A 7,676-nucleotide genomic window follows, 5' to 3' on the forward strand; every position below is an offset into this window, starting at 1 on the left:
TCGTGGATCAGCCCCTCCGGCACCGGGCGCACCGTGTCGTTCCACCGATGCAGCACCAGCTCGCGCTCATCCGCCGTGACCAGGTCGAACCGGCCGATGGGGCAGTCGGGTTCGGTGCCGACCGCGGTGAGGAAGGCGGTCAGCCGAGTGGCGAAGGAGGCCGCGGTGCGGTGGTCGTAGAGGTCGGTCGCGTAGTCGAGGCAGCCGTTGAGGCCTGCGGGGGCGCCGGCCTCGAAGCCTTCCGAGACGTCCAGCGAGAGGTCGAACTTCGCGCCGGCACGGTCCAGTGGCTCGGCCGCGACCGCGAGTCCGGGGAGTCCGAGTTCGGGCAGGGCGGTGTTCTGGAAGGCCAGCATCACCTGGAAGAGCGGGGGGCGGCCGATCGCACGCGGCGGGTTCAGTGCCTCCACCAGGCGCTCGAACGGGAGGTCCTGGTGGGCGAAGGCCGCCAGGTCGGTGTCCCGCACCCGGGCGACGAGTTCGCGGAAGGTGGGGTTGCCGGAGGCATCGGCCCGCAGGACGAGCGTGTTGACGAAGAAGCCGACGGCGTCTTCGAGGGCTTCGTCGGTGCGGCCGGCGATCGGGGAGCCGATCGGGATGTCCTCCCCCGCGCCGAGCCGGGCCAGCAGTCCGGCCAGGGCTGCCTGGACGACCATGAAGACGCTCGCGCCGCACTCGCGGGCCAGCCGCACCAGCGACGCGTGCGCCGGGGCTGGCAGGGTGAACGGCACGCTCGCGCCGCCGCCTTCGGCGGTGACGGGTCGCAGGCGGTCGCCGGGGAGTGTCACCTCGTCGGGCAGGCCGGCCAGGGCCTGGCGCCAGTAGTCGAGTTGCGTGCTCAGCCGGCTGGTCGGATCCGCCGCCTCACCCAGCAGCTCGCGCTGCCAGAGGGTGTAGTCGGCGTACTGGACGGGGAGTGGCTGCCAGGTCGGGGGGCGGCCTTCGCAGCGCGCGGTGTAGGCGGTGAAGAGGTCGCGGGCCAGCGGGCCCAGCGACCAGCCGTCGCCCGCGATGTGGTGAAGGACCAGCAGCAGCACGTGCTCCTCGCCGTCGACCGCGAAGAGCGTGGCACGCAGCGGGAGTTCGGCACCGAGATCGAACCCGCGCGCCGCCTCGGCGGTCAGCACGGCGGGCAGCACCGCCGAGCTGGTGTCGACGACGGTGAGCGGGAGGTCGACGGACCCGGCGGCCAGGATCTGCTGCTGGGGCTGCCCGTCGCCGAACGGGTAACGGGTACGCAGCACTTCGTGGCGGCCGACGACATCGCCGAGCGCGGCGTGCAGCGCGCCGCGGTCGAGCGGGCCGGTCAGGCGCAGCGCGGCGGGAATGTTGTACGTGCCGCTGGGGCCCTCCAGTTCGGCGAGGAACCAGAGACGCTGCTGGGCGTAGGAGAGCGGGATGGCCTCCGGACGCGCTCCGGCGGTCAGGGCCGGGCGGGCGGCGCCGTCCTGGGTCAGGCGGCCGGCGAGGGCGGCGACGGTGGGGGCCTCGAAGAGGGAGCGCAGGCTGGTCTCGACGCCGAGCGCCGTCCGGATCCGGCTGATGACCTGGGTGGCCAGCAGCGAGTGGCCGCCCAGGTCGAAGAAGTTCTCCTCCACCCCGACCGCCTCCAGGCCGAGCACGTCGGCGAAGACACCGCAGAGGATCTCCTCCTGCGCGGTGGCGGGGGCGCGCCCGCCGCTGACGGCGTGCTGCGGCGCGGGCAGTGCCTTGCGGTCGAGCTTGCCGTTGTCGGTCAGCGGGAAGGCGGCCAGCACGACGACGGCCGAGGGGACCATGTAGTGGGGCAGCGTCTGCTGCACGTGGGCACGGAGTTCGGCCGGATCGGCCTCCGTGACGCCGGTGACGCCGGTGACGCCGGTGACGCCGGTGACGTAGCCGACGAGCCGGGTGTCCCCGGGGGTGTCCTCGCGGAGGACGACGGTGGCCTGGGCGACGGCCGGGTGGGCGGTCAGGGCGGCCTCGATGTCGCCGAGTTCGACGCGGAAGCCGCGGATCTTGACCTGGTGGTCGGTGCGGCCGAGGTAGTCGAGCGTGCCGTCCGCCCGCCACCGGGCGAGGTCGCCGGTGCGGTACATGCGCGCGCCCGGTGCGCCGAAGGGGCAGGCGGTGAAGCGTTCGGCGGTGAGGTCCGGGCGGTTCAGGTAGCCGCGAGCGAGGCCGTCGCCGGCCAGGTAGAGGTCGCCGGCCACGCCGGTGGGCACCGGGCGCAGGGCGCTGTCCAGCACGTACCCGCGGGTGTTGGCGATGGGCCGGCCGATGGCGGGGTTGCCCGTGATCGGCGCGTGGTCGAGTCGGTGAGCGGTGGACCAGATGGTGGTCTCGGTGGGCCCGTAGAGGTTGGTGGTCTCGCCGATCGGTCCCAGGGCGCTGGCCAGCGGCGCGGGCAGGGCTTCGCCGCCGACCAGAACACGCAACTCGGGAAGGGCGGTTGAGGTGGCGGTGGTGTGGGCAAGCAGCGCCTGCCACAGCGAGGGGGTGGCCTGCATGACGGTGGCGCCGGAGTCGTGCAGCAGCGTGGTCAGCGCGGCGGGGTCGAGCACGGTCGGGCGGTCGGCCAGCACCACACCGGCGCCGCTGATCAGCGGCAGGTACAGCTCCAGCGCGGCGATGTCGAAGGCGATGGTGGTCACCGCCACCCACCGGTCCCGCTCGGTCAGCGGGAACCGGGCGCCCATGTCGGTCAGGAAGTTGGCCAGGGCGTGGTGCGGGACCACGACGCCCTTGGGGCGGCCGGTGGAGCCGGAGGTGTAGATGACGTACGCGGGGTGCGCCGCCCGCAGCGGCAGGTCGAGGTCGTGCTCCGGCTCTGTGGCGATCTGCGGGTCGTCGACGAGCAGGACCGGGGTGTCCGTCAGGAGGTCGGCATCGCGGTGCGTCAGGACGAGGACGGGTGCCGCGTCGGTGAGCGTGTTCGCGATGCGGTCGGCCGGGTAGTCCGGGTCGATCGGCAGGTACGCTCCGCCGGCCTTGAGGACGGCCAGGAGCGCGATCACCAGCTCGATCGAGCGCTCCATCGCGACCGCGACCAGGGACTCCGCCCGCACCCCGCGCTCCACCAGCAGCCGGGCCAGCCGGTTGGCACGGGCGTTCAGCTGACGATAGGTCAGTTCGCAGCCGCCGAAGGACACCGCGACCGCGTCGGGCGTGCGGGCGGCCTGCGCCTGGAACAGCTCGGGCACCGTGGCCTCGGGCACCTCGCGGGCGGTGTCGTTCCAACTCCCCAGCAGCTGCTCGCGCTCGTCCTCGGTGAGGATGTCGGCGCGGGTGACCGGGCGGTCGGGCGTGGCGGTGAGCGTGTGCAGCAGGTCGGCGAAACGGCGGGCGATCTGCCCGGCGGTCTCGGGATCGAAGAGGTCGGTGGCGTAGGTGAGGGTGCCGGTGATGCCGGCGGGGGCAGCCTGGGGGTCGAACTGTTCCGAGAGGTCGAAGGCGAGGTCGAACTTGGCGTTCGCGGTGCCGATGGCCTCGGACCGGGCTGTCAGCCCGGCGAGTTCGAGGCTCGGGAGGGTGTTGTTCTGGAGGGTGAGGAGGGTCTGGAAGAGGGGGTGGCGGGCGAGCGAGCGGGTGGGGTTGAGGGCCTCGACGAGCTGGTCGAAGGGGAGGTCCTGGTGGCTGTAGGCGGCCAGCAGGGAGTCGCGGGTCCGGTCCAGCAGCTCGGTGAAGGTCGGGTCGGCGCTCAGGTCGGTGCGGGTGACGAGGGTGTTGACGAAGAACCCGATGAGGTCGTTGGTCGCCTCGTCGGTGCGTCCCGCGATGGGGGTGCCGATGGGGATGTCGGTGCCCGCGCCGAGGCGGGAGAGCAGGGTGGCGAGGGCGGCGTTCAGGCCCATGAAGAGGGTGGCGCCGTGGGTGCGGGTGAGCTCGGCGAGCCGCCGGTGCGTGGTGGCGGGAACGGTGACGGGGACGGTGGCGCCCTGGTGGGTGGCCACGGCCGGGCGGGGACGGTCGGCGGGGAGGGTGAGCTCGTCGGGCAGCTCGGCCAATGCCTTGCGCCAGTAGTTCAGTTGATCGCTCAGGCGGCTGGTGGGGTCGGCGGTGTCACCGAGCAGCCGGCGCTGCCAGAGGGTGTAGTCGGCGTACTGGATCGGCAGCGGCTCCCCTGTGGGGGCGTGACCTTCGCAGCGTGCACTGTAGGCGGTGGAGAGGTCCCGGGCCAGCGGGCCCAGCGACCAGCCGTCGCCCGCGATGTGGTGAAGGACCAGCAGCAGCACGTGCTCCTCCGCGTCGACCGTGAAGAGCACGGCGCGCAGCGGGAGTTCGGTGCTCAGGTCGAATCCGCGGTCGGCCTCGGCCGCGAGGTCCCCGGCCAGTGCGGCGGGGGTGGTGTCGATGCTGTCGAGCGGCAGGTCGACGGCCGAGGGTGCCAGGATCTCCTGCTGGGGCTGCCCGTTGGCGAACGGGAAGACGGTGCGCAGGACTTCGTGCCGGGTGACGACGTCGTTGACGGCCGCACGCAGGGCGTCGCGGTCGAGCGGGCCGGTCAGGCGCAGCGCGGCGGGAATGTTGTACGTGCCGCTGGGGCCCTCCAGTTCGGCGAGGAACCAGAGGCGCTGCTGGGCGAAGGAGAGCGGGATCGCCGCCGGGCGCGTGGCGGCCGTCAGGGCCGGGCGGGTGGTCGCGTCCTGCGCGAGGCAGCCGGCGAGGGCGGCGACGGTGGGGGCCTCGAAGAGGGTGCGCAGGCTGACCTCGGTACCGAGGGCGCTGCGGATGCGGCTGATGAGTCGGGTGGCCAGCAGGGAGTGGCCGCCGAGGTCGAAGAAGTTGTCGTCCACGCCCACGGTGTCGAGTCCGAGCAGCTCGGCGAAGACACCGCAGAGGAGGGTCTCCGTCGCGCAGGCGGGCGCCCGGTGCGGGGTGCCGGTCACCGGTACGGGGACGGGCAGCGCCTTGCGGTCCAGCTTGCCGCTGGGCGACAGCGGCACCTCCTCGATCGGCACGAAGACCGAGGGCACCATGTACTCCGGCAGGGCGGCGGCCAGGTGCGCGCGCAGCGCCGCATCGGAGCAGCTGCCGTCGGAGACCAGGTAGGCGGCGAGGAACTGGTCGCCCTCGGCCCGCTCGTGCACCAGGGCGGTCGCCCAGGAGACGCCGGGAGCACCCGCGAGCACGGTCGCGATCTCGTCCAGTTCGATGCGCAGGCCGCGCAGCTTCACCTGGTGGTCGGCGCGGCCGAGGAAGACCAGCGCGCCCTCCCGGTTCCAGCGCACGATGTCGCCGGTGCGGTACATCCGGGCGCCGGGGCTGAACGGGCAGGCGACAAAGCGCTCGGCGGTCAGGGCGGGCCGGCCGGCGTAGCCGCGCGCGAGTTGGTCGCCGGCCAGGTAGAGCTCGCCGGCCACGCCGGGCGGCAGCGGCCGCAGGTCGCGGTCCAGGACGAAGACCCGGGTGTTCCACACCGGCCGGCCGATCGGCACGGTGCTCCCGTTCTCACGGTCCGCCGCCCGGTGGTAGGTGACGTCGACGGCCGCCTCGGTCGGGCCGTAGAGGTTGTGGAGTTCGGCGTCCAGCACGTCGCGGTAGCGGGAGAGCAGGTCGGTGGTGAGCGCCTCACCGCTGCACACCACGTGCCGCAGGCTGGTGCAGCCGGCGGCGGCGGGCTCGGCGACGAAGGCGTGCAGCATCGACGGCACGAAGTGGGCGACGGTGACGCCGTGGCGCCGGATCTCCGCGGCGAGCCGGGCCGGCTCGCGGTGGGCGCCGGGCGGGGCCACCACCAGGGCCGCGCCGGAGAGCAGCGGCAGGAAGAACTCCCAGACCGAGACGTCGAAGCTCGACGGGGTCTTCTGCAGCACCCGGTCGGCGGGGCCGATGCCGTACTGGTCGCGCATCCAGAGCAGACGGTTGACGATCGCGTCGTGCGGGACGGCGACGCCCTTGGGGCGGCCGGTGGAGCCGGAGGTGTAGATCAGGTAGGCGGGGTGGGCGGGCCGCAGCGGCGCGGGCCGCTCCCGGTCGCCGAGGTGGTGGTCCTGGTGCTGCGCGTGCGCGGCGGCCTCGGCCGGATCGTCCAGCACCAGGGGCCGCACTCCAGCCGGCAGGGCCCCGGTCGGCAGGATGCCGGCCAGCTCGCGGCAGGTGAGGACGGCCACCGGCGCGGCGTCCTCCAGCATGTAGGCGATCCGGTCGGCCGGGTAGTCGGGGTCGACCGGCAGGTAGGCAGCGCCCGACTTCAGCACCGCGAGCAGCGCGATCACCAGCTCGGGTGAGCGGGGCAGGGCGACGGCCACGGTGCGCTCAGGGCCGGCGCCGAGGCCGACCAGGTGGCGGGCCAGGCGGTTCGCCCGAGCGGACAGTTCGCGGTGGCTGAGCGCCGTGTCGCCGAACAGCAGGGCCGGCGCGTCGGGGGTGCGGTCCGCCTGGGCCTCGATGAAGGACGGCAGGGTGCCGGCCGGGACGGGGTGGGCGGTGTCGTTCCACGCGTGGCGGACGAGGTCGCGTTCGGCTTCGTCGGCGAGGTCGAACCGCCCGATGGTGTGGTCCGGTTCGGCGGTCACCGCGGTCAGGAAGGCGGCCAGCCGACCGGCGAAGGCGGCCGCCGTCTCCCGGTCGTACAGGTCATCGGCGTAGTCGACGCACCCCTCGATGCCCGCGGGCGCACCGGCTTCGAAGCGCTCCGCCGCATCGAGCGACAGGTCGAACTTCGCGGCCCAGCGTGCCACCGGCTCCGCCGCCACCCGCAGGTCCGACAGGTCGAGTTCGGGCAGGTCGGTGTTCTGGAACGCCAGCATCACCTGGAACAGCGGGTGGCGGCCCATCGAGCGCGGCGGGTTCAGCACCTCGACCAGCCGCTCGAACGGCACGTCCTGGTGCGCGAACGCGGCCAGGTCACCCTGCCGCACCCGCCCCAGCAGCTCCCGGAAGGTCGGGTCGCCCGACACATCGGTGCGCAGCACCAGCGTGTTGACGAAGAACCCGACCGCGTCTTCGAGGGCCTCGTCGGTACGGCCGGCCACCGGCGCGCCGATCGGCACGTCCTCGCCCGCACCCAGCCGGGCCAGCACGGCGGCCAGCGCCGCCTGCACCACCATGAACACGCTCACCCCGCACTCGCGGGCCAGCCGCACCACAGCCGCGTGCACCCCGGCGGGCACCGCGAACGGCACGCTCCCGCCCGCTCCCCCAGCGACCGCGGGCCGCAACCGGTCACCCGGCAGCGACACCTCGTCCGGCAGACCGGCCAACGCGCCACGCCAGAACTCGACCTGACGTGTCATCAGGCCCTGTGGGTCGCCCTCCTCGCCCAGCAGCTCGCGCTGCCACAGCGTGTAGTCCGCGTACTGCACGGGCAGCGGCTGCCAGCCCGGGGCCTCGCCGGCCACCCGCGCCGCATAGGCCCTCGACACGTCCCGCGCCAACGGCACCAGCGACCAGCCGTCACCGGCCACATGGTGCAGCACCAGGACCAGGACGTGCACCTCGGGCGCCAGCGCGAACAGCACGGGTCGCAGGGGAAGTTCGCCGGTGAGATCGAAGGCGTGCGCCGCCTCGGCGGCCAGCCGCGCGGCCAGCTCCTCCTCGGTGCACTCCTGTTCGTCCAGCGCGAGGGTCACCTGTGCCGTCGGGAGAACGTGCTGACGCGGCTCACCGTCACGCTCGGGGAAGACCGTGCGCAGGCTCTCGTGCCGCCGCACCACGTCGTTCAGCGCGGCAGTCAGCGCGGCGGTGTCCAACTC

General features: G+C 73.6%; 1 protein-coding gene. It reads right to left on the reverse strand.

Annotated features, from left to right (window positions below):
- A partial coding sequence (locus ACFZB9_RS36755) for an amino acid adenylation domain-containing protein (RefSeq protein WP_391454502.1) occupies positions 1 to 7,676 on the reverse strand: 7,676 nt, incomplete at both ends.

The organism is Kitasatospora sp. NPDC008050 (assembly GCF_042957465.1).
In the GTDB taxonomy this organism is placed as follows: Bacteria; Actinomycetota; Actinomycetes; order Streptomycetales; family Streptomycetaceae; genus Kitasatospora.